The organism is Curtobacterium pusillum (assembly GCF_007673235.1).
In the GTDB taxonomy this organism is placed as follows: domain Bacteria; phylum Actinomycetota; class Actinomycetes; order Actinomycetales; family Microbacteriaceae; genus Curtobacterium; species Curtobacterium pusillum_C.
In genome coordinates, this window is the sequence record NZ_VDZH01000010.1 from 1 (window position 1) to 21,009 (window position 21,009).

13 protein-coding genes and 1 tRNA gene are annotated in these 21,009 nt (G+C 72.9%); 4 read left to right on the forward strand and 10 right to left on the reverse strand.

Annotated features, from left to right (window positions below):
• Positions 1-247: 247 nt before the first annotated feature.
• Positions 248-1,549 carry a glycosyltransferase family 2 protein gene (locus FS532_RS18290; protein ID WP_144757424.1) on the reverse strand — a complete coding sequence of 434 codons (1,302 nt, stop codon included), beginning with the start codon at positions 1,547-1,549 and terminating at the stop codon, positions 248-250.
• A 158-nt stretch (positions 1,550-1,707) separates the two neighbouring features.
• Between FS532_RS18290 and FS532_RS18855 the strand changes: the two genes are divergently transcribed.
• From FS532_RS18855 to FS532_RS18305, 4 genes are all read left to right on the forward strand, one after another.
• Positions 1,708-1,881: a hypothetical protein gene (locus tag FS532_RS18855; RefSeq protein WP_176505405.1), complete on the forward strand. Its 174-nt coding sequence runs from the start codon at positions 1,708-1,710 to the stop codon at positions 1,879-1,881.
• A gap of 102 nt (positions 1,882-1,983) precedes the next feature.
• Positions 1,984-2,919, forward strand: coding sequence for a beta-1,6-N-acetylglucosaminyltransferase (locus FS532_RS18295; RefSeq protein WP_144757426.1), 936 nt, complete (start codon positions 1,984-1,986; stop codon positions 2,917-2,919).
• Positions 2,916-4,463: a lipopolysaccharide biosynthesis protein gene (locus tag FS532_RS18300; protein ID WP_144757428.1), complete on the forward strand. Its 1,548-nt coding sequence runs from the start codon at positions 2,916-2,918 to the stop codon at positions 4,461-4,463. The genes FS532_RS18295 and FS532_RS18300 overlap by 4 nt, the downstream gene beginning before the upstream one ends.
• On the forward strand, positions 4,460-5,707 hold the full coding sequence (locus tag FS532_RS18305; RefSeq protein WP_186322147.1) for a glycosyltransferase family 4 protein: 1,248 nt from the start codon (positions 4,460-4,462) through the stop codon (positions 5,705-5,707). The genes FS532_RS18300 and FS532_RS18305 overlap by 4 nt, the downstream gene beginning before the upstream one ends.
• A gap of 422 nt (positions 5,708-6,129) precedes the next feature.
• Here FS532_RS18305 and FS532_RS18310 read toward each other — a convergent pair whose 3' ends face one another.
• The 9 genes from FS532_RS18310 to gltX form a co-directional block, all read right to left on the reverse strand.
• Positions 6,130-7,125 carry a glycoside hydrolase family 16 protein gene (locus FS532_RS18310; RefSeq protein WP_144757431.1) on the reverse strand — a complete coding sequence of 332 codons (996 nt, stop codon included), beginning with the start codon at positions 7,123-7,125 and terminating at the stop codon, positions 6,130-6,132.
• Positions 7,110-9,452 carry a DUF7402 domain-containing protein gene (locus tag FS532_RS18315; RefSeq protein WP_144757433.1) on the reverse strand — a complete coding sequence of 781 codons (2,343 nt, stop codon included), beginning with the start codon at positions 9,450-9,452 and terminating at the stop codon, positions 7,110-7,112. Before FS532_RS18315 ends, FS532_RS18310 begins: the two co-directional genes overlap by 16 nt.
• Positions 9,439-13,062 (reverse strand): glycosyltransferase, encoded by a 3,624-nt coding sequence (locus FS532_RS18320; protein ID WP_144757435.1) that lies wholly within the window; start codon positions 13,060-13,062, stop codon positions 9,439-9,441. The genes FS532_RS18315 and FS532_RS18320 overlap by 14 nt, the downstream gene beginning before the upstream one ends.
• Positions 13,059-14,021 carry a glycosyltransferase family 2 protein gene (locus tag FS532_RS18325; RefSeq protein ID WP_144757437.1) on the reverse strand — a complete coding sequence of 321 codons (963 nt, stop codon included), beginning with the start codon at positions 14,019-14,021 and terminating at the stop codon, positions 13,059-13,061. The genes FS532_RS18320 and FS532_RS18325 overlap by 4 nt, the downstream gene beginning before the upstream one ends.
• The gene (locus FS532_RS18330; protein WP_144757439.1) at positions 14,018-14,929 is read right to left on the reverse strand and encodes a glycosyltransferase family 2 protein; all 912 of its coding nucleotides are present in this window, start codon (positions 14,927-14,929) and stop codon (positions 14,018-14,020) included. Before FS532_RS18330 ends, FS532_RS18325 begins: the two co-directional genes overlap by 4 nt.
• Before the next feature lie 372 nt (positions 14,930-15,301).
• On the reverse strand, positions 15,302-18,073 hold the full coding sequence (locus FS532_RS18335; RefSeq protein WP_144757441.1) for an AMP-binding protein: 2,772 nt from the start codon (positions 18,071-18,073) through the stop codon (positions 15,302-15,304).
• Between the two features lie 255 nt (positions 18,074-18,328).
• Positions 18,329-18,400 (reverse strand) — tRNA-Gln (locus FS532_RS18340).
• A gap of 44 nt (positions 18,401-18,444) precedes the next feature.
• On the reverse strand, positions 18,445-19,389 hold the full coding sequence (locus FS532_RS18345) for an NAD(P)/FAD-dependent oxidoreductase (protein ID WP_144757443.1): 945 nt from the start codon (positions 19,387-19,389) through the stop codon (positions 18,445-18,447).
• 1 nt (position 19,390) lies between these two features.
• Positions 19,391-20,878, reverse strand: a complete 1,488-nt coding sequence (gltX, locus tag FS532_RS18350) for a glutamate--tRNA ligase (RefSeq protein ID WP_144757445.1) — start codon at positions 20,876-20,878, stop codon at positions 19,391-19,393.
• Positions 20,879-21,009 lie beyond the last annotated feature (131 nt).

The window sequence follows — 21,009 nt, forward strand, 5'->3', positions numbered from 1 at the left end:
TGTCGAACGACGAGCACGTTGTCGCACCATGCACGCGCAACCGTTGCACGCACAACAAGCGACAAAGCGGCTGTCGAACGACGAGCACGTTGTCGCACCATGCACGCGCAACCGTTGCACGCACAACAAGCGACGAAACGGCTGTCGAACGACGGCCGTCTTGTCGCAACGGGTCGGCACAGCACGCCGCCCCGCCCGGCAGCCCAGCCCGCCCCACCGCCCCGCTGCCCCGCCGCCCCGCCCCGCGTCAGCGCGCCGCGCGCACCGACCGCAGGTACCGCCACGGCCCACCGAGCGCGGCGACCAGCTCGACACGCTTGAGCCCTGCCGTCGCCGCCACGAACTCGTCGTCGACCGGCCAGCCCCCGAGCGCGTCCACCGCGGCCGACACCTGCCCGTCGCCCTGCCCCAGCGCCCCGAGCTGCTTGAGCGCACCGAACGCCCGACGGAACACCGCGAGCGCCGTCCGGGGTCGCAGCATCAGCTTCGCGACCCAGGCCCCGAGGCCGGTGCCGTACCCGAGCGCCTGGGAGCGCAGCGCGGCACGGTCCGGACGGTGCTTGTGCCACACGATCGCGGAGGGCTCGACGGCGAGCGCCCCGCCGGACAGCAGGACACGGGTGAACAGGTCGGGGTCCTCCCCCGCACGGGACGGCGTCCCCGGGCCGAGTGCCACGTCGAACCCGCCGAGCGCGAGCGCGGCCGAGCGCCGGAGGGACATGTTCGCGCCGGTGCCGAACGCGCCGACCGAGAACGGGAAGAGCGGCAGGTCCTCCGGGGGTGCCGACGTCCGGAACACCCGGCGGTCGAGGTTGCGCGCCCAGGTCACCCGCTCGTCGAAGTAGCGCTGCGTGGGGGTGCGGAGTTCCCCGCTCGGCACGAGTCCGGTCACGCAGACGACGTCCGCGTCGCGGGCGTACGCGTCGGCGAGCGCCGCGAGCCAGTGCCGGTCGACGACCACGTCGTCGTCGATGAAGGCGACCACGGCCCCGGAGGCGAGGGCGAGACCGGCGTTCCGTGCCCGTGAGACGCCGGGTCGGGCCTCCAGGACGTAGTGGAGCCGCGGATCGGCGAACGCGGCGACCACGTCGCGGGTCGCCGAGGTGGTCGGCGCGTTGTCGACGACGAAGACCTCGAAGTCCGGGTGCTCGGACGCGAGGACGCTGCGGACGCAGCGGCGGACGTCGTCGGGTCGGTCGCGGGTGCCGATGACGACGGAGATGCGGCCGGACGGGTCCCCCTGCGGGGCGGCCGGGAGGCCCGTGGTGCGCAGGGCGCGCAGGGCCGGACCCAGCTCGGCCGGGTCCACCTCCCCGCTCGCGTCGACGGTGACGTCGACGAAGCCGGCGACCTCACGACCGTCGCGCACCAGGAGGCGGGCGCGGCGGAACCCCTCCGCGCCGGCGAGCTCGACGGCGGAGGCGGCGAGCGCCTCCTGTCGGTCGATCGCGCCCACCCAGGCGGCTCCGGGCCAGGCGGGGAGGTCCGGCGACGGCATCGCAGGCGCGATCATCAGCACGGGCACGGCGGTGGCCTGGTGGTCGGTCATGGTCCGATGCTCCGGTGGGGCACCGGCACGGTCAACGGGCAGGTGATCGGGATGCGGCGACGGACGTCCCTCTTGCGGTTTGCCGCCACCGGATGCCGCTCGGCCCGTAGGATCGGGAGGACGACCCGGCGGCAGCACGCCGGGCACGAGGAGGACGAATGCCGCTGGGCCCCACGACCGAGCTCGGCGCGGACCTCCCGTCGGAACGGACCGTCCTCGTGGTCGATGCCGCGACGTGCGTCTGCGGTCACGTGCAGGAGGCGCACGAGCACTACCGCCCCGGCACCGACTGCGCGCTGTGCGACTGCCCGCGGTTCCGCAAGAAACGCTGATCAGGGCCGTTTCGGGGGTCGCGGTGCGGGAAACCGCCGCTTCCCCGCAGCAGCCTCGGGCTCCCTTGTCGGCCCCGGAACGGCGCGGTTAGCGTCGCGTCCATGGCCATCTCCCCAGCGGCGCCCGCCTCACCCGCGGCACTCGCGTGCATCGTCCTCGCCCACGAGGACCCCGAGCACGTCCGCCGACTCGTCGAGGCGCTCGATCCGTTCCCGGTCTTCCTGCACTGCGACGCGCGCACGTCGGAGCCGGTGTTCCGCGCGATGACGGACGGCTTGCCGAACCGTGTCCGGGTCCTGCCGCGCATCCGCACCGGCTGGGCGAAGTGGGAGAACGTCGAGGCCGAGGTGGAGGGGTACCGAGCGGCCCTCGCCGGGTCGGAGGCGTCGCACGTCGCGGTACTCACCGGCAGCGACTACCCCCTGGCGGACCCGGCCGAGATCGTCGCGCTGCTCGAGGCGCACCGCGAGGAGTCCTTCATCGCCGCGCACCCGCTGCCGTTCCCGGAGTGGGGCCGGGGTGGCGGGGTCGCACGGATCCGGTACCGGCACTGGGCGTGGCGGAAGCGGATGATCCGGCTGCCGATCCCCCGCCGTGTCCCGAAGGACGTCGTGTTCGCGGGCGGTTCGCAGCTCAAGGTCCTCGCCCGCCGACACGCTGCTGCGGTCGTGGACACCGTCGACAGCCGACCGGACCTGGTCCGATTCTGGCGCCGGACGTGGGTGGCCGACGAGACCTTCGTGCCGTCCGTGCTCAGCACCCCCACCCTGACGCCGGGGTTCGCGGACGAGCACGTCCCGAGTCCGCTGTGGTGGATCGGCTGGGACGGGACGGCACGGAAGAGCCCGCCGTGGCTGACGACGGCCGACGCGGGCGCACTGCTCGAGCGTCGGACGATGCCGGACCTCGAGCACCCCCACGTGTTCGCGCGCAAGTTCTCGACGGCGTTGAGCTCGGACCTGCTCGACATCGTGGACGGGGCGTTCGGGTTGCGGCAGCACGGGGCCGGTTCGCCGTCGGTGGTGGTCGCGCCGTGACGCTCCCGCCGCAGACCCGCCGCGAAGCCCGCGCCGCACGAGAAGCCGCGGCGGTGGACACCCCCGCCGAGGTGGAGGTCGGCGACCCCGCCGAGACCGTCGCGCCCGTCCCCGAGTCGCTCGACACCGGAGCGGTCGCGGTGCGCAAGGGCTCGTCCGTCCTGTTCGGCCGCGGCCTGCTGTACGTCGTCGTCTGGTCGATGCAGCTCGTCGTCTCCTCGCTCATCTCCCCTGTCCTGGCGCACCTCATGCCGCCGGCCGAGTTCGGCGTGCTCGCCTCCGCGATCGCGCTCTACCAGGCACTCGTCGTGCTGGCCGTGGCGGGCATCGACCAGGCCGCCGTGCTGCAGCGTGCCGAGGACGGTGACGACCGACGCGCCCGCGGACTGCTCGCGGTCGGCATGATCACGGCGAGCATCGTCACCGTCATCGCCCTGACGACGATCCCCGCGTGGGGTGACGCCGCCGGGTTCGTGGGCTCGCACCCGCTGCTCCTGGTCGCGGTGCTCTGGACCGGCCCTGCCGCGATCGTGCAGATCTCCCTGGCGCTCCTCGTCGCGCAGGACCGCATCAAGGTCTTCGCCGTCACGAGCCTGCTGTCGTCGATCGGCGGCTCCATCATCGGCCTCGGCCTGCTGACGTTCGTGCACGCCGACGCCACCACGTACGCGTGGGGCGGGGTCGTTGCCCAGGGCGTGGCCATGGTGATCGGCATCGCGGCGACGAGGCCCCGGCTCGCCGGCCTGTTCGACCGCCGGACGAACGCGCGCGCGTTCCGGCTCGGCATCCCGATCGCCCTCGGCAACCTGTCCTACTTCGTGCTGAACGCCGGCGACCGTGTCGTCGTACAGCGGCTGCTCGGCCCGGAGGAGGTCGCACGCTACCAGATCGCCTACGTGGTCGGGTCCGCGGTGATCCTGCTCCTGTCGTTCACGAACCAGGCGTGGGCGCCGCACTTCGCCGCCCTCCGCGACGCCGTCGCCCGTCGGCAGCTCGCGATGCACTCACGGAACGAGCTCTACCGGATGCTCGCACCCGTGCTGCTCGCGGTGACCCTGGTGTCCCCCGTGGCGCTGCCGATCCTCGCGCCGGCGTCCTACCGCGTCCACGAGCTCACCATCGTCGTGTTCATCGTCGCCGTCACGGCCTTCCCGGTCGTGGCGAGCGGTGCGACCGGTCGTCTGCTGCTCATCGAACGCCGAGGGGTCGCCGTCGGCGTGATCGCCGCGATCGCCGGCGTCGTGAACATCGGCGCGAACCTGCTGCTCGTACCCGTGTTCGGCATCGCCGGCGCCGCGATCGCGACCGTCGTCGCGTACGTCGGCCTCGCCGCCATGCAGCTCTTCGCGTTGTCCGACCGCCGCGAGTGGCGCGGGCCGGGTCTGCGGATCGTGCTGCCGATCGTGGCCGCCCTCGTCGTCGCGGCGGTGTCGACGGCCGTGCCGCAGGACGCCCTCTGGAACTGGATCCGCGTCGCCGGGGTGCTCGCCTGTCTCCCCTGGTTCATCCGACGACTACGGGCCGCACGAGGAGGTGCGTCGTGACCGACCGCAAGCGAACGGCCGACCGGAGAGGAACCGCCGACCGGAGACGAACCGCCGACGGGAGCAGACCGCTGCGGATCGGCGCCGTCGTCACCGGGCTCGCCCTGAACGGTGGGCTGGAGCGCTGCGTGCTCGAGGACACCGCCGACCTCGTCGCAGCCGGCCACGAGGTCGAGGTCTGGCACCGCGACGCACACGCACCCCGACCCGGCGAGGGCCGCGCACCGTACGAGCGACTCGGCGTCCCCCTGATCGACGCGACCGACTACCGCTTCGGCGTCCGGACCGCGCTCCGCGACGCCTGGCGCTTCGCCCGCGAGGGACTCCGCATCCGCCGCTCGCGCCTCGACGTCCTCTGGCTGAACCGGCCGGAGTACCTGCCGTTCGGTCGCATCGCGTCGTTGGTCGCCGGCGTCCCCCTGGCCGTGCACCTGCACCACGCCCCGAACTACCGTCGCATCCGCGCGTTCTCCGGCGGCCGCACACGGTTCTTCGCCGTCTCGAACGCGATGGCCGCGGCATGGCAGGCGGCCGGCGCACCCGCGGACAAGATCACGATCGTGCCGAACGGCGTCGACACGGATGCATTCCGCGCAGCGACCCCCGACGAGACCCGCCGTGCCCGGGCGACGCTCGGCATCGACGACGCCACCCCCACGGTGCTCTACTACGGCCGACTCACCCGGTCGAAGGGAGTGCTCGCACTGCTGGCTGCCTGGAGTCAGGTGCTCGCCACCGCGGACGCCCGGGCACTGCAGACCGTCCCCGCCTCCTCCGCGGGGCCGCGTCGCGCGCCGCTGCTCGTCCTCGCCGGCGCGCTCTACCCGAGCGAGGCGGACGCCGTGAACCGCGCGATCGCCGAGCTCCCGGAAGACTCGGTGCTCGTCCTCCCCGAGCGGGACGACGTCGTCCCGCTGCTGCACGCCGCAGACCTCGTCGTCGCACCCTCGATCGAACCCGAGGGCTTCGGCCGCGTGGTCGTCGAGGCGATGTCGACCGGCCGCCCCGTGGTCGCCGCCGAGTCGGGAGGAACCGGGGAGATCCTCTCCGGCGAGTGGGCGCGCTGCACGGTCGACCCTGCGGACACGCGGGCGCTGGCTCGGAAGCTGCAGGACGTCCTCGACGAGGCGGTGCACGACCCGTCCCTCGGAGCCCGTGGCCGGGAGTTCGTCCGCGCACACCACGGACGGGAGCCGCACGTCGCCGCGCTGCTCGGCGCGCTCCAGGAGCACGCCGGGCGCTGAGCGCGCGGCTGTCGCCGTCGGTTGCTGTCGCGAAAGCGACAGGAGTGCGCCGACGTTCCGCGGCAGACCGTCGCTTTCGCGACGGGACGCGACGGACATCGGACTGGAGGCACGGTGCGGGCTGAGTCCGTGCCTCCAGGCCGACAGTGCGTCGCGAACGCGACAGACCCGCGCGAGCGTCAGCGGACCCGGACCCGGACCCGGCCGCGAAAGCGACAGAGGTGCGCGCAAGGATCGCGGCAGACCGTCGCTTTCGCGACGGACATCGAACGGGAGGCACGGTGCAGCCTGGATCCGCGCCTCCAGGCCGACAGAGCGTCCCGAACGCGACAGATCCGCGCGAGCGTCAGCGGAGCCTGCCGCGAAAGCGACGGAGGTGCGCGCAAGGATCGCGGCAGACCGTCGCTTCCGCGTGCGCGGGCTCAGCCCGCCTCGGGATCCTCGTCGCCCGCTGTCCAGCTGCCCCGCGCGGGAGGCACGGCACCGGAGGGCAGGCTCGCCTGCGGCTCGGCGCCGGCCGCCGGCACGTCGATCGTCATCCAGTCGATCAGGAGCGAACCGGCCGCACTGCGCGGCGGCAGCCCCTCGTTCGAGCCCGCCTGCACGACGAGGTGCATGGGCGAGGTCGGGATGTTCTCCGTCGTCGTCCCCACGACCTCGTCGTCGACGAGGAAGGACATCCGGGAGGGCGTCCACTCGATCGTGTAGGTGTGCCAGTCGGCGAGCGAGGCACTCGTCTCGTAGTGGACGCACTTCTCGGCGGGGTCCTCGAGGCAGTGCACGTTCAGGTACGCCGGAGCGCCGAGCGCGCCCTCGGGGAAGTCGATCTCACCGTGCTCCCACACGTTCTCGTCGCTCCAGAGCAGCATCGCGACCCCGTAGCCGTCGACCTCGTCGCTCTTCATCCGGACGGAGTACCGACCGGACGTCTGCCCGCCCCACTGGCCGTCGACGAGCGGCACGATCCCCCCGGCGAGCGGTGTACCGCCCTTCGTGGTGCGCAGCCGCATGTCGAGGAGACCGTCGTGCGCGCTGAGGACCGAGGCCTGGTACCGACCCGTCCCGGCGGTGTCCGCGAAGCCGTGGTACACCGAGAACCGGTCGGAGTAGTCCGCCTCGAAGCCGCCCCGCGAGGAGCCGTCCGCGAAGTCCTCGGAGAACACCCGGTCCCAGCCGGTGCCGTCACTGGTCGGCATCGTCGCTCCGCTCGGGTCGATGGGGTCGACCACCAGGGGCGTCGCGGCCGTCGCGGCGACCGCCCCGGCCGCGATCACGAGCGCGCCCGCCACGACGGCGATCCGGCGGCCGGCACGTCGGACCGGACCACGGTGTCTCGCGAGCCCGATCCCGTGTGCGGGTGGTGCCCCGTGGTCGACGGCGGCGTCCCCGTCGAGCGACGGGGTCACTGCAGGGCCCATGCCCGGATCTCCGACAACCCGATGTTGACGGTGGTCCCGGAGACCCCGGTGGTGGTGAACCGGACCCACGTGACGTTCCGGGCACTGAAGTCGACCGTGAGTGCCGTGCCGTCGTTCGGCAGCTGCCCGACGGTCACCGTGCTGCCGTCCGAGAACGTGAGCGTGCCGCTCGTGACCCGGTCGGCGGTGTTCGGGCGGTCGTGCAGCACGATCCGTTGCAGCGGCACGGCCTTCGCCCAGGTGAGCTGGTACCAGACGCCCGTGCGGCCCGAGGGCGCCACCCACTCCTTCGTCGGGTCGACGGGGTAGCCGGACACGACGCCGTCGACGGCCTTCGCGACGGTCTGGCCGTCGGCGGGGTTGTCGGCCTTCGCGGACGGTGTGGCCGTGCCGGTGACGTCGGACAGCTTCGGAGTCGGGGCCGGCGTCGGGGTCGGCGTCGGAGTCGGGGTCGGGGTGGGGGTCGGGGTGGGGGTCGGCGTCGGCGTCGGGGTGGGGGTCGCCGTTCCGTACACGCGGATCTCGGCGAGCCCGATGTTCTTCGTCGCCCCGCTCACCGCCGTCACCGTGAACCGGACCCACGTGGCCTGCCGGGCGGTGAACGCCACGGTCTGGAGCGCACCGCCGTTCGGAAGCGCCGGCACCGTGACGGTCGACCCGTCGGAGAACGACAGCGTCCCGCCGAGCACCTGGTCGTCGGTGTTCGGCCGGTCCGCCAGGTGCACCTCGCTGAGTGTCTTCGCGCTCGACCACCCCAGCTGGATCCAGGTCCCGACGCCACCGTTCGGTGCAGCCCACTCCTTCGTCGGGTCGGCCGGGTAGCCCGAGACGACCCCGTCGACGGCCTTCAGCGCGGTCTGCCCGTCCGCGGGGTTCTCGGCGCTCGCGGTGACGGTCGCGCCGGTGGTGATGTCGGTCGGGGCGGTGGCTGGCGGCGTGGTCGTGCCGGCCGGTCCGAACGCGCGGAGCTCGGCGAGTCCGATGTTCTCGGTGGACCCGCTCACGGCCGTGACGGTGAAGCGCATCCAGGTGACCTTCCGGGCACTGAACGTGACGGTCTGCGCCGCACCGCCGTTCGGCAGCGCGGGCACCGCGACGCTCGACCCGTCGGAGAACGTCAGGGTGCCGCCGAGCACCTGGTCGGCACTGTTCGGACGGTCGGACAGGTCGACCTCGGTCAGGGTCGTCGCGCTCCCCCAGCCGAGCTGGATCCACGTGCCGACGCCACCGCTCGGTGCCGCCCATTCCTTCGTCGGATCGGCCGGGTAGCCCGAGACGACCCCGTCGACGGCCTTCAGCGCGGTCTGCCCGTCCGCGGGGTTCTCGGCACTCGCGGTGACCGTGGCGCCGGCGGTGACGTCGGTGCGCTGCGGGTCGGACGGGACGGTCGGGTCCGTCGAGCCCACGGTGTACTGGCGGTTCAACCAGGACGACTCCGGCCGGGAGGCGCACGCCTCCCAGGACGCGCAGGTCAGGTCGTCGTACGCGGCGTAGGTGAAGAACGCGTGCGCCTTCGCGTCGACCTGCGCGGTGGTGAGGTTCGCGGGTCGGTCGGCGATCGGGTACCCGAGGTACCCCGTGAAGTCGTGGGTGCCGCTGTACTGCTGCTGCACCTCGTCGGCGAGGTACCCGACGGTGTGGTGGTCGCTGTGGTCGCCGTCGCCGTAGGAGCCCTCGTAGTCGAGGGTGTGGATGTGGCTCGGCGCGAAGTCCTGCACGACGCCGAGCAGCGTCGAACGGAGCTGCGGCAGCGTGTACGTCGCGCCGTGCAGCGCGTCCGCGACCGTGCTGATCGTGCTCGTGTCGCCCGTGTACAGGCGCTGCAGGCTCTGGTACCCGTCGGCCCAGAACCCGTTGCCCTCGACGTTGCCGTCCGGCAGTTCCAGGAACACCATGCTCACGCGCGGGTCCGTCGTCAGCGTCTCGGTGTGGAGGGTCCGGCCGGCGACGGTCAGTGACCCGGTCGACCAGTCGGACGCGACCCCGGCGATGCCGGCGTAGGACTCCATGAGTCCCTCCTGACGGCTCTGCCAGTACCAGGCGGGGTACCCGGCGTCCGCGGCCGTCACCACGACGGACCGCACGCAGCGCCCGGCGTCGATGTCCGCCCGGAGCGCGGTGCCCTGGAAGAGCAGGTCGTCGTCGGGGTGCGCGACGACGTTCAGGACGCGTCCGGCACTGCAGTCCGCCGTCGTCGCGGCGTCCGCGGCGGGGACGACGAGTGCGGGTCCGACGACGAGCGCTGCGACGGTCGCGAGCACCGCCGCGGCGGACACGGCGATCGTTCGCCGTGTCCGCCGCCGGTGCGTGGGGTCATTCGGTCGCATGGCGCAACCCTTCCTGGGTCAGCTCGTACATCGCCGTCGTGCCCGACGACCAGATGCGGTGCCAGTACGGCGACGAGGCCATCGCGGCCGCGAGCTGCTGGTAGTCGGCGTCGCTCTGGTACCCGTAGCGCTCGTCGTAGGCCCCGAAGGGCTCGGCGACGAGGGCGTAGTACTTCGTCGCGGTCCAGTTCTCCACGAGTTCGCGGGTGATGTCGGAGACGTCGGTCGTCGCGTCGTAGGTGCCGGCCGGGTCGGGGTAGGGACCGAGGGCCTCGCGGGAGAGGTACCCGACGTCGAAGTACCGCGCACCCGTGTTGCTCGGCACGGCGTTGGCCGAGCCGGTGAGGAGCATGACCGAGCCCTTCGGCGCGGTGCGGTCGTACAGCTGCGTCGCCTCGGACTGGCTGCGGGTCACGACGCGGTTCCAGTCGAGCGCCGTCTGTCCGAACGCACCGACGGCGACGAGTGCCGCGACGCCGAACCCGGCCACCGCGAACCGCACGGCGGTCGGGCGTGTCACCCGCCGGACGAACGCGCCGGCGGGGGCCAGCCTGCCGGACGGCATCGGGAGCGCGGCGGCGAGGATCGCGATCCACGGGGTCGCGAACAGCACGACACGGAAGATGCCCTCCTGTCCGTAGTTCGTGGCGACGAGCAGCGAGATCGGACTCGCGGCGGCGGCCAGGAGCGCCCAGTGCACGCGATCGCGCCGGATCAGCACGGTCAGGAGCGCGGCGATGCCGAGGACGACGAGCGCGGCGGCCGGGATGTCGAACGCCAGCCGGGTGACGAGCGGCTTCGGCAGGACGGTCATGTCGTGCGACGGCGGTTGGACGTTGTCGAGGACCCGTCCGACCGCGGCCAGCGACAGGAACCGGCCGAGGATGTCGCCGTTCATCGCGGCGAACGCCACTGCGGGCACGAGGACGACGACCGGTAGCCACCAGGGGCGGAGCATCCGGAACACGATGAGCGCGACGAGTGCTGCGACCGTCAGGTACGGCGAGATCTGGTGCGTCACGACGAGCACGACGCCGATGACGGTGATCGCGATGATCCGGGAGAGCCCGACCCGGCGGGCGCGGGGCTTCGCCGGCACCGTCCCCTCGGTGCTGCTCGCGGCGGCGTCGCGGAGCGGACCGGTGGCGAGCACGAGGATCACGATCGAGAGCAGGATGCCGGTCGACTGCGGCGAGAAGTAGGTCGTGTTGAGCGACCCGGTCATCGCGGTGAGGAACGCGGCGATCCACGGGCGACGGGCACCGGGCAGCCAGTGGGCGGCGAGCACGCCGACCGCGATCGTCGTGCTGAAGGCCAGCAGGACCGGCACCCACGCGGCGATGAGCATCGCGTTGGCGATCCCACCGACGTCCGCGACCCACGCCCCGGCGGCGAACAGGCCCGACCACGTCTGGAAGATGTCGGCCGCCGGGTTGGTCCCGCCGAACTGCCGGATGTACTCGAGGACACCGATGTGCCGGGCGGCGGCGGCGACCGTCGGAACGCCGTAGGTGATCGCCTGGGCGAGCTGCACGACGCCGCCGAGGACGACGACCGGCACCGCGAGCCCACGACCGCGCACGAGGGCGACGACGGCAGCGGCGACGATGATCGCGAGCCCGATGACCAGGCCTGGTCCGAGCGAACCGAAGAGCCCCGCGGGAACCGGGTCACCGATGTGCGTCAGCGCGGCGACGACCACGACGACGAGCCCGACGAGCGACGCCACCGTGACGGAGGCCGTCGTGTCCCACGACCGGCGAGGACCGCCGGACGGGCCACCCGCAGCCGCTTGCGCGAGCCGGTCGAGCCGCAGCTCGGCGAGGTCACGGGGCACGGCGATCGCGACGGCGACGGCGGTGAGCACGACGACGGCGACGAACGGGACGACCGGCGCCCAGACGTGGAACGTCGCCATCGTGTACCCGATGCCGATCGTGCCGACGAACGAGCCCGTGACGGCGAAGACCGTGAACCGTGCGAGGGGCATCGGGCGGACGAGCAGGAGCGGCGCGACGCCGAGCAGCGCGAAGAGGAAGACGCCGATCGCGCTCCCCCGCAGGACCGGCAGCCCGGAGACGGCACCGACGGCCGCGACGACGAGGGCGAGCACCGGGAGCGCGGCGGCGGTGAGTCGTGCCGCTGGGGTCATCGCACCGCGCACGCCGGGCCGCGCGGGACCGGCGGTACCGAGGCCGCGTCGGAGCTCGTGACGCCCACGGGCGGTCCGGTCGATCGTCCCGGCTCCGCCGAGGCGTTCCCGGAGCGCGAGGAACGGCGCCGTGGCCACGGAACGTCGCTCGACGCCGCGCAGCTTCCGCGCGGTGGCGGCGAACTCGGCGTCGACGGCGTCGACCCCGTCGATCGCCGACGGGCCGCCAGCAGCAGGCCCACCCGCAGGAGTCCCACCCGCGGCGGCCCCGGCACCCCCGTCCGACACGTCGGCAGCGCGGTCCCCCTGCTCGAGTCCGAGGCGTGCGAACGCGCTGAGGGCATCCGGGAGGGCGTCGACCGAGGCGCCGAGCGTCTCGTGGTCGAGGGCGTTCTTGGTCATCCAGGCTCCGAGTCCGTGGCCGTGCGCTGCCGCGGCACTGCGGAGCGACGCGACGTCGTCCGCCGTCCGCTGCCACGCGATCGCGGCCGGTTCGACGGCGATCGCGGATCCGGCGACGAGCAGTCGTGTGAAGAGGTCGAGGTCGTCGCCGCCGCCGACCCGGGTGCCGGGTCCGAAGGCGGTGTCGAAGCCGCCGATGCGCAGGGCGGTGGCCCGGTGCACGGCGAGGTTCGCGCCGGTGCCGTACTCGGCGGCGGCGAACGGGTGTCGGGGCGTGCCCGGCGCCGCGGGCTCGGCGTCGTCGAGCCGGTACACCCGGCGTCGGACGGTCCGTGCGGCGGCGGTGCGGTCGTCACGCCAGCGCTGGGCGGGCGTGCGCAGCTCGGCGGTCGGCACCAGACCGGTGACGCAGGCGATGTCGGGAGCGGTCGCGAACGCCGCCGCGAGCGCGTCGATCCAGCCCGCGTCGACGACGGCGCCCTCGTCGACGAACGCGACGACGTCGCCCGAGGCGGCGAGGAGTCCGGCGTTCCGTGCGGCCGCGAGTCCGCCGGCCGGTGCGGCGATCGTCGTGACGCGGCGTCCGCCGATCACGATCGTCGTGGGGTCGTCGCCGTCGGCACCGTGGGAGACCACGACGACGTCGAAGAGCGGGTAGCCGTTGGCGAGGACGGACCGCATGGTGTCCCCGGCGGCGCCGTCCGTGCAGAGCACCACGGAGACGGACGGCAGGTCCTGACCTGCTGCCGGCCGTCGTTCGGGTGCCGGCATCGGCCGGATCGCGCGCTGGAGGGCGCGGACGTCGATCGTCGGCCCGATGCGGCGCCGTTCGGTGACGTCGGCCTCGACGAAGCCGAGCGGCTCACCGTGGTCGCGCACGAGGAGGCGGGCTCGCCGGTACCCCTCGGCCCCGGCGAGCGCGATGACGTCCCGGTGGCTCGACGCGTGCACGTCGGCCCGGTCGACCTCGCCGACCCACAGGGCGCCGTCCCACGTGGGGGCGAGCGGTCCCGCGACGATCGGCGAGACGACCATCGCCAGGGTCGCGCGGGTCACCGTGTCACCACCGGTGCGCGTGCGGCACGGGCCGCGGGTGCGGTGACGACGACGCTGCCGAGCAGGCGGCCGACGGCGTACCCGGTGACGGTCGACACGACCGACACGACGATGGCGGCGGCACGGGGTGCGCCTCCGCGGCCGACGGCGCGCAGTTCGCGGAAGAGCGCGCCTGGCAGGACCTTCGTGAGGTACGTCTGTTCGCTGGACAGCGAGTCGCCGGTGCCGACGCGGCGGCTCAGCACGGCCTTGGAGATGCCCTCGTAGTAGCTGCGACGGCGGAGGTACCGCATCGTGACGCGGTCCGGGGAGACCCGGTGCGACACGTTCGACCGCGGTTCGTGCCGGATGCGGGCGCCCGGACGCGCCTGGGCGATCCGGATGCACATCTCCGTCTCCTCGCAGCCGAGGGGCTGGTTGCCGACCCGGCCGATGCCGGACCGGAAGCCGCCGGCCAGCAGGATCGCCTCGCGGCGGAACGCCATGCTCGACCCGATCACGTTGCGGACGTCGCCGGCGGTCTCGGGGAGTCCGCGGTAGCTGCAGCCGACGATCCAGAGGAGCTCGTCGGTGTACGGGCCGGCGCCGGTGGCGTCCGGCCACGAGGGGGTGGCACGGCCACCGACACCGACGACGTCCGGGTCGTCGAGCGCGGCGAGCATGTGGCCGAGCCAGTCCTCGTCCGCGGTGGCGTCGTCGTCGAGGAACGCGACGACGTCGGCCTCGGTGAGCGCGACGCCGGTGTTCCGGGCGCCGGAGAGTCCGCGGTCCTCGGTGTTCTCGACGACGCGCAGCTCCGGCCAACGGGCCACGGCGCGGGCGAACAGCTCCGGCTCGTGGTCGATCACGACGACGACCTCGGGGGCCTCCGGCTGGCGCTTGGCCGACTCGACGCTGTCCTGCAGGTCACCCCATCGCTGCTGCGTGTACGCGCAGATGACGACGGCGACGGTCGTCACGCGGCGTCCCCCTCGAGTGCGGAGACCGTGGCGGGGACGACGGGCGTGACGTCCGGCGAGGTCGGTACCGCAGCGACGGAGCCGAGCACGGCACCGCCGGACAGCGCGGCACCACCGGACAGCACTGCTCCCCCGGACAGCGTCGCGACCCGGGCACGGGCACGACCCTCGGCGGCGCGGCGACGCTCGTGCATGATCGACTTCAGGACGCGGATGCCGTCGGTGACCGCATTGAGGTTGCTCGTCCCGTGCACCCGCAGCTTTTCGTGGCTCCCGACCTCGGTGATCGCCAGTTCGGCGGCCGACCACCGGCACGTCAGCACCGTCTCGATCTCGAACCCGTCGCCCCAGAGCATCGAGCCGTCGGTCGGACGCGGCAGGGTCGACGACAGCAGCCCGATCTTCGGCAGGACGTCGGCCCAGAAGGCGTTGTAGCCGTAGCAGAGGTCGCTGTAGCGGGTGCCGAGGATGACGTTGCAGAGGATGTTCAGCCCGCGGTTCCCGACGTTGCGGAGCAGGGTGATGTCGTCGCTCCCGCCACCGTGCGAGTACCGGGTGCCCTTCGCCACGTCGGCACCGTCCACGAGCGCCTGCACGAAGCGCGGGATCTCGTCCGGGTCGGCCGAGCAGTCGGCGTCGAACATGACGACCACGTCACCCGTCACGGCCTCGAACCCGCAGGCGAGCGCGTTGCCCTTGCCCTTGCGGGTCTGGTGCACGACGCGCACGTCGGGCATGAGGCGCTGCGCCGTCGCGATCGTGTCGTCGACCGAGTTGCCGTCGACGAGGATGACCTCGTACACGGGCGGGAGCTTCGGCAGGATGATCTCGAGGTTGCGGGCCTCGTTGCGGGCCGGGATGACGACGGAGACCCTCGGGTCCTTCGGTCGGGCGGTGGTGGCGGACATGGTGCTCCTGTCGGGTTCAGGGTGCATTCGGGTCGCTCGGAGGTCCGGCGAGGCCGCGGTGCGGTCTGCGACGACGCGGGTACGAGCGTCGCGGGTGCCGGCGGGGCGCGGGTACGACGCCACCGGGTGCGGGCTGAGTGGGTACGTCTCACCCCGCGGTCCAACCCTCGCCGTGGGCGGGGTGGCGGTCAATGCGGTCTGCGGTCCCTTGCGGCCCCCCGAGTGCGGATACGGAAAGCCGCAACGCGAGCGGGCGTCGGCTTCTGGACTGCGGGTTCCGGACTGCGGCAGCAGGACGGCCGGGAGGCACGGTGCGGGCCCGCACCGTGCCTCCCGGCCGTCACCTGGTCGCGCTGCGCGACCCGCCCTGCGTCAGCCGGCCGCGTCCTGGGCCGCGCCCTCCGCTGCGAGCGCGTCGCGCACCACCGGCGCGAGCTCCGCGACGTGCGGCTCGCGCAGCAGCGACGTGTGCTCGCTGGCGATGCGGACCGTCCGGTTGTCGCCCTGCAGCAGCCCGCCCCACCCCTCGGCGTCCGGGTTCGCGTCCGCCTCCACGTAGGTGGACGGCCCGGTGAACGGCGTCGGACGGTGCCGTCGGCTGGAGACCGCGGCCTGGTCGAAGAACGCGTCGAAGTCCTTCTGCCCGCCGAAGCGGAGCACGCCGGCGGTGTACGCGCGGAACCGCTTCGCGGCCTTCTCGCCGTAGGGCACCCCGGCCGGCAGGACGCGGCGCGCGAGGCGGTCCAGGCCGTTGCGGACCACGCGCACCGTCGCGTTCGACGGCTGCTGCGGCCGCAACCGGCCGAAGTCGAGGCGTGCCTGCTCCGCCCGGCTCCGCGGCAGGTAGGTGTCCAACAGCACGACGTGCTGGACCCGCTCGCCGCCCTCGGTGAGGAGCCGTGCGATCTCCAGCGCGATGAGCCCGCCGAGCGAGTGACCGACCAGCAGGTACGGGCCGCGCGGCTGCACGATCCGCATGAGCGCGAGGTACCGGCGGGCGCTGCGGGTGACGGACCAGTCCGGGACGCCACGACGCTCGAGGGCGTGCTGCTGGAACGCGTACACGTCGTACTCGGGCAGGTAGCGCGACAGCGGCAGGAAGGTCAGGGCGAGCGCTCCGGCGCCGGCGAAGCAGAACACCGCGGGGTTGCCCGAGGCGCGGGCCTCGGAGACCTTCACGACGTCGGGGTGGCTCGGCAGGGCTGCGGTGCCGACGCGGACCCGGCGCGCGAAGGCCCGCAGGGTGGGGTGCTCGAGGACGTCGGAGCCGCGCAGGTCGACGCCGAGCCGCTGGTGCACGATCGCGAGCATCTCCTCGGCGGTGAGCGAGTCGCCGCCGAGCGCGGAGAAGTCCTCGTCGAGGTGCACGCCGTGCAGCCCGAGGACCTCCGCCCAGATCTGCCCGACGACGAGCTCCCACTGGTCGTACTCGTCCTCGGTCATCTCGGCCTCGATGCTCGGAGCCCCGGGGAGCGCCGCGCGGTCGACCTTGCCGCGCTCGGTCCGCGGCAGCTCCGTCATCGGGACGATGGAGGCGGGCACCATGTACTCGGGCAGGCGGTCGCGGAGCCCGCGGCGGATCGCCGCCGGCGCCGGGGTCCGGCGTCCCGGACGGCCGACGACGTAGGCGACCAGGCGTGTCACCGCGGGCGGCGCCACGAGGGCGGTGACCGCGGCGTCGTAGACCTCGGGCAGGGCACGGAGCGCCGCCTCGATCTCGCTCGGCTCGACGAGGTAGCCGCGCACCTTCACGGCGTCGTCGGCGCGGCCGAGCAGCACGAGGCGGCCGTCGGGGTCGATGCGGGCGAGGTCGCCCTGCCGCCAGGCGGGCATCGCGTCCGTGCTCGCATCGGCTGGTCCGGATCCGTCGTCCTCGGGGACGGCGTCGGCTCGTGTCAGGTGCTCGGCGGTGAGGGCCGGTGCACCCCAGTACCCGGTGGTCATCCCGTGGGACAGCACGACGAGTTCACCGCTCTCCCCTGGTGCGGCTGGTGTCCCGTCCTCGCGGACGACCCGGACGCGCTTGCCCGGCAGGGGCCACCCGGCGGGGACGACCCCGGCGGGCAGGGCGTCGTCCGGGCCGACGGGGCAGTACGCCACGCAGCCCATCTCGCTCGACCCGAACCCGTTCCAGAACGTCGTCGACGGTCCGAGGTGTGGCCGGGCCGCGGCGATGTCGGTCCCGGTGACGGGTTCTCCCACGGTCACGACGAAGCGCAACGCGCCGAGGACCCGTCGGTCCGGCACGTCGGGCTGCGCCCGCACGATCGAGCGGACCAGGTGCGGGGTCGCCGCCAGGCCGTTCACGCCCTCGGCGTCGAGCCGCTGCAGGAGCCGCTCGATCCCGAGGTCGCGCGGGTCGAGCAGCACCACGGTCCCGCCGTTCAGCAGCGTGTTGAACGTGTACGAGAACCCGGCCGCGAACGACAGCGGCAGCACGAGGCCGACCCGGTCCCCCGGGCGGAGACCGAGGGCGATCGCGTCGTGCTCGGCGTTCTCGAGCGTCTGCCGGTGCGTGACGGCGACGCCCTTCGGCAGGCCGGTGGACCCGGAGGTAAAGATGAGCACGAGCGGGTCGGTGCCGCCGGGTGCCGATGCCTCCTGTGTCTGCGTCTGCGTTTGCGTCTGCACAGCGCGCTCCAGCAGAGGCGTCAGGCCGTGGACGCGTCCGCCGGTCTCGGCGACGACCGATGCCGCAGCGTCCGCGCGGTCGACGTCCGCCAGGACCTCCTCCACCCCGGCGAGCCGGACCACGTGCGCGAGACGAGCGGGCGGCAGGTGGTCGTCGAGCACCACCACGGTGCGCCCGGCACGGATCAGCGCGAGCACGCCGACGACCGCCTCGGTCGTCTGGCCGGCCATGATCCCGATCGGCTCGGACGCTCCCCCGGCGACCGCCCCGACCCCGGCACCGGTCCGACCGTCCGGGCGGAGGGTCTCCGCGAGAGCGACCGCGAGGCCGGACACCAGCCGGTCCGTCTGCGCGTAGGTCAGCGCGCGCCCTTCGCCGGCGAGGGCCGGTTCGTCGCCGTGCGCCGCGACGACGCGGTCCCACCGGTCCAGGACCGAGTGGTCGTCCGCCACCGGCACGACGGCGGTGTGGTCCCAGTGGTGGTTCGTGGTCAGCGGTTCTGCAGCGGTCACAGAAGACCCCCCGAGTGCTCGTCAGCGGCCCGCCACGGTGTCGCAGCGGTCCTTGGACGGTAGTTCCGCGTGTCGTGGGCGTGCGAGTGTGATCGCGCCGGGTGCGGGCATCCTGCGGTTCGCCGCAACGGAGCACCGCCACGTCGCTCGCTCCGCTCGGGCGTGTCTCCTGCTGCAGGCCGGCGTGTCGCTCGGCAGCTCGGGCCGGAAACGGAACAAGCCCCCGGGAGATCCCGGGGGCTTGTTCGACGAGTGCTGGGGTACCTGGACTCGAACCAAGAACGACGGTACCAGAAACCGCTGTGTTGCCAATTACACCATACCCCAAAGGCCCGAAGGCCTTCGGTCCCGGTTGCCCGGGGCACGATCAACTACTGTACAGCATCCCGGAGGTCCGTGAGACCACCCACGAGGTCACGGTGCACCGCAGCCGCCGTCACCGCGCCGTGGCCGGCCGCGACGATGAGCTGCTCGGGGCCGGGAGGCGTGACGTCCCCCACCGCGTAGACCCCGGGGACGCTCGTGCGGCCGGAGCGGTCGACGACGACCAGGCCCTCGGCGTCACGATCCAGCTCGGCGACCAGCCAGTCGAGGTCGGCGTGCCACCGCGGTCGGACGAACCCGCCCGTGCGGGGCTCCACGTGCCCGTCTGCCAGTCGGACGCCGGTCATCCCGGACCGGTCCCCCTCGAGGTCCGCCACGGGCCGCTCGTCGACGCGCACGCCCGCGGCGACCAGGCGTGCACGGCCGGCGTCGTCCAGGGGTGCCACACCGTTCGTGTAGACCACGAGGTCGTCCGCCCACGCCGCGATGAGCAGAGCGCGATCGACGACGTCGTCGGTCTCGCAGATGAACGCCAACGGCTCGCCGGCCTTCTCGTACGCGTCGCACTCGACGCAGCTGTGCACGGCCGTGCCGTAGAACGCGCGGAGCATCGGCAGCGCCGGGAACTCCTCCCGCAACCCGGTGGCGATGACGACCGCGCGTGCCGAGGCCTCGACCTCGGCGCCCCGCCACGACCCGTGCACGGACCATCCGTCGCCGTCCGGTTCGACCCGGTCGACGACGGCCTGCACCACGGTCGATTCGGCGTAGCCCTCGACCTCGAGGCGCCCGAGCTTCCGGAGCTCGAGCGGCGAGACCCCGTCGCGCGTGAGGAATCCGTGCGAACGCAGCGTCGCCGCGTTCCTCGGGCGGTTCGCGTCGACGAGCAGCACGGTCCGCCGGGCGCGGACGAGGTTCAGCGCAGCGCTGAGACCCGCCGGGCCGGCACCGATGACGACGACGTCGACCGCGATCCGGTCCGGCGCGGTCACGTCAGCGGTCCGCGAGGCGACGCAGCCGCGTCACGGTGGAGTCCTTGCCGAGGATCTCCATCGACTCGAACAGCGGCGGGCTGATGCGACGGCCGGACACGGCGACGCGCAACGGTCCGAACGCCAGCCGCGGCTTCAGTCCCAGCCCGTCGATGAGCGATGCACGGAGCGCACCCTCGATCGACTCGGTCGTCCACTCGTCGAGCGGCTCGAGCGCGGCGATGCTCGCACGCAGGACGTCGCCGGCGTCCGGCTTGAGGGTTCCGAGCGCGTCGTCCTCGATCACCAGGTCGTCGTCGGCGGTGAACAGGAACCCGAGCAGGCCCGGAGCCTCGCCGAGGAGCTGCATCCGCTCCTGCACCAGCGGCGCGGCCTTCGTCAGGACCTCGAGCTGCTCCGGAGTCGCCGGGTCCGACACGAACTCGGTCAGGTACGGCAGGAGTCGGCCACGGAAGTCGTCCCCGTCGAGCAGACGGATGTGATCACCGTTGATCGCCTCGGCCTTCTTGTGGTCGAAACGCGCGGGGTTCGGGTTGACGTCGGCGACGTCGAACGCCGCGACCATCTCGTCGATCGTGAAGACGTCGCGGTCGGCGCCGATCGACCACCCGAGCAGAGCCAGGTAGTTCACCAGGCCCTCGGGGACCATGCCCGCCGCCCGGTGGTGGAACAGGTTCGACTCCGGGTCGCGCTTCGAGAGCTTCTTGTTGCCCTCCCCCATCACGTAGGGCAGGTGTCCGAAGACGGGGATGAACGCCGCGAGGCCGATCTCGTACAGCGCCTCGTACAACGCGATCTGACGCGGGGTCGACGACAGGATGTCCTCGCCACGCAGGACGTGCGTCACGCCCATGAGCGCGTCGTCGACCGGGTTCGTGAACGTGTACAGCGGCTTGCCGTTCGGCCGGACCACCACGAAGTCGGGGAACGTGCCCTGCTTGAAGGTGATCTCGCCGCGGACGAGGTCCTGGAAGCTGAGGTCGCGATCCGGCACCCGCAGTCGCAGCGCCGGCTCACGGCCCTGGTCGCGGAAGGCCTGACGCTCGGCCTCGGTCAGGTCACGCTCGTGGTTGTCGTAACCCTGCTTGGGGTCGCGCCCAGCGGCCTTGTTGCGGGCCTCCATCTCCTCCGGCGTGACGAAGGACTCGTACACGTGACCGGAGGCCTTGAGCTTCGCGATGACGTCCTCGTAGACGCCGGAACGCTCCGACTGCCGGTACGGGCCGTGCGGACCGCCGACCTCGACCCCTTCGTCCCAGTCGAGCCGCAGCCAGCGCAGCGCATCGAGGATCTGCTCGTACGACTCCTCGCTGTCACGAGCGGCGTCGGTGTCCTCGATCCGGAAGACGAGCTTGCCGCCCGTGTGCCGCGCGTACGCCCAGTTGAACAGGGCGGTGCGGATGAGTCCGACGTGCGGCGTGCCCGTCGGACTCGGGCAGAAGCGGACACGGACGTCGGAGCCGGAGGCAGTGGTGAATGGCGCAGTCATGACTCGTTGATCCTACCGGCCCGGCACCGACCGCCACGAGGCCTGTGGACAGCCCCTAGAACGCAGAAAACCCCTGACCAGTACTGGTCAGGGGTTCCCTGGTCTTGCAACGTTGAGTCCGGCGGCGTCCT

Bases quoted from the DNA above. Each gene is read 5' to 3' on its own strand.
- FS532_RS18290 (WP_144757424.1), bottom strand. From the start codon at position 1,549: ATGACCGACCACCAGGCCACCGCCGTGCCCGTGCTGATGATCGCGCCT.
- FS532_RS18855 (WP_176505405.1), top strand. From the start codon at position 1,708: ATGCCGCTGGGCCCCACGACCGAGCTCGGCGCGGACCTCCCGTCGGAA.
- FS532_RS18295 (WP_144757426.1), top strand. From the start codon at position 1,984: ATGGCCATCTCCCCAGCGGCGCCCGCCTCACCCGCGGCACTCGCGTGC.
- FS532_RS18310 (WP_144757431.1), bottom strand. From the start codon at position 7,125: ATGGGCCCTGCAGTGACCCCGTCGCTCGACGGGGACGCCGCCGTCGAC.
- FS532_RS18315 (WP_144757433.1), bottom strand. From the start codon at position 9,452: ATGCGACCGAATGACCCCACGCACCGGCGGCGGACACGGCGAACGATC.
- FS532_RS18330 (WP_144757439.1), bottom strand. From the start codon at position 14,929: ATGTCCGCCACCACCGCCCGACCGAAGGACCCGAGGGTCTCCGTCGTC.
- gltX (WP_144757445.1), bottom strand. From the start codon at position 20,878: ATGACTGCGCCATTCACCACTGCCTCCGGCTCCGACGTCCGTGTCCGC.